The 2,064-nt window shown below is 66.4% G+C and carries 2 protein-coding genes; both read left to right on the top strand.

Features of this window, described 5'->3' with window-relative positions:
- On the top strand, positions 1–228 hold a 228-nt coding region (locus tag VF468_05475; GenBank protein ID HEX5877762.1), incomplete at its 5' end, for a phosphatidylinositol kinase.
- Positions 229–446: 218 nt separating this feature from the next.
- Positions 447–2,064, top strand: a 1,618-nt coding sequence (locus VF468_05480) for an ABC transporter family substrate-binding protein (GenBank protein HEX5877763.1), incomplete at its 3' end; no start/stop codon positions are given.

Consider the following 2,064-nt stretch of genomic DNA (forward strand, 5'->3'; position numbering starts at 1 on the left):
CGCACCGTGCTCTGGGACCTGGCCGGGGAGCCGCTGGAGGCGCCGGTCCTGGTCGACCTGGAGGCCCTGGCCGCCGAGGCGGCCGGCGGCGCGCTCAACGCCGCCCTCTGCGAGCTGCTCGAGCCCGACGAGGTGGCGGCGATCGGCCGCCGGGCCCGGGGGCTGGTCCGGGCCGGCCGGCTGCCCGCCCCCCGCGGCGACCGCGCCTACCCATGGCCGCTGGTCTGACCACCGGTCTGAGAAAATTCTTATGATGGTGCACCAGCACCGAGAGTACGATTCGGCCACAAATGGCTTGCCGGTCTTGCGTATCTCTGCTTACCCCCGACGAGGCCGACAGGTGGGAGGTGCGCCCAACGTAGGGTTCCGTGCCGATCGTCAGGGTTCCGGGCCGCGGTGGGCGGACGGGCCAGCTCCGAACAGGAGGTTCGAACAAAGTGCATCGTTTGCGTACGGTCAGGCTGGCGGCGCTGCTCGTCGGTCTCGCGATGGTCGCCGCGGCCTGCGGCGGCGGTGGCGACGAGGGTGGGGAGGCCGGCGGCGGCACCGCCCAGATCCAGCCCGGCGGCACCCTGAACTACGCCGCCGACCAGGAGCCCACCGGGTTCAACAACAACACCTCCAAGGACAACGGCACCTCGGTGGCGAACGTCATCAGGAACGTCTTCCCGGTGGCGTTCAACCTGACCCCGGACTTCAAGGTCGAGATGAACACGGACCTGCTGGAGTCGGCCGAGCAGACCAGCGAGGACCCGCAGACGGTCGTGTACAAGATCAAGCCGAACGCGACCTGGTCGGACGACACCCCGATCAGCGCCGACGACTTCGTCTACCTGTGGGAGAACCTCAACGGCACCAAGAAGGACAACGACGTCTCCGGCACCACCGGCTACGACCAGATCGAGAGTGTCGAGGGCTCCGACAACGGCAAGACCGTGACGGTCGTCTTCAAGACCCCCTTCCGTGACTGGAAGTCGCTGTTCGCCTCGGGCAACTTCATCCTCCCGGCCCACTTCATGGAGAAGCAGCCGGGTGGCTGGAACACCGGCCTGGACAAGAACCCCGAGACCTTCCCCTCGGGTGGCTGGTTCAAGATCGACAACTGGACCCAGGGCCAGAGCCTGACCCTGACCCGCAACGACAAGTACTTCGGGAAGAAGGCCAACCTCGACTCGGTGGTGTTCCGCTTCCTGCCCGAGTCGACCACCCAGCCGGCGGCGCTGCAGAACAACGAGGTCGACCTGATCTACCCGCAGCCCCAGCTCGACCAGGTGCAGCAGGTCAAGGCCCTGCCCGACGTGACCAGCCAGATCAACTTCGGGCCGACCTTCGAGCACTTCGACTTCAACTTCAAGAACAAGCACCTGGGCGACCTCAAGGTGCGCCAGGCGATCGCCAAGGGCATCAACATCGAGGAGCTGGTCAACCGCACGGTCAAGCAGTTCAGCGACCAGGCCGCGCCGCTGGGCAACCGCATCTTCATGAAGACCCAGCCAGACCAGTACCAGGACCACTTCGCCGAGTACGGCAAGGGCGACGTGGCCGCGGCGACGGCGCTGCTCGAGGAGGCCGGCTACGCCAAGGGCGGCGACGGCATCTACGCCAAGGGTGGCGACAAGCTGAGCCTGCGGATCTCCACCACGGCCGGCAACCAGCTCCGCGAGACCCAGGAGGAGCTGTTCCAGGCCCAGATGAAGGAGATCGGGGTCGACATCAAGATCGCCAACGCCGACTCGACCAAGTTCTTCGGCGAGTGGCTCCCGAACGGCAACTTCGACATCGCCAACTTCGCCTGGGTGGGCAGCCCGTTCTCGATCTCGGGCAGCCAGGCCACCTACATCAGCGGCAGCGGCAGCAACTACGGCGCCTACTCCAGCGAGAAGGTCGACAGCCTGTTCAAGGAGGCCATGGGCGAGTTCGACGACGCCAGGGCGACCGAGCTGGGCAACCAGATCGACCAGCAGATCACGGCCGACATGGCCACGATCCCGCTCTACCAGAAGCCGACCTTCATCGCCTGGCGGAACACCTTCGCCAACATCGCCGACAACAGCACCCAGGACG

This window comes from Actinomycetota bacterium, assembly GCA_036280995.1.
In the GTDB taxonomy this organism is placed as follows: domain Bacteria; phylum Actinomycetota; class CALGFH01; order CALGFH01; family CALGFH01; genus CALGFH01.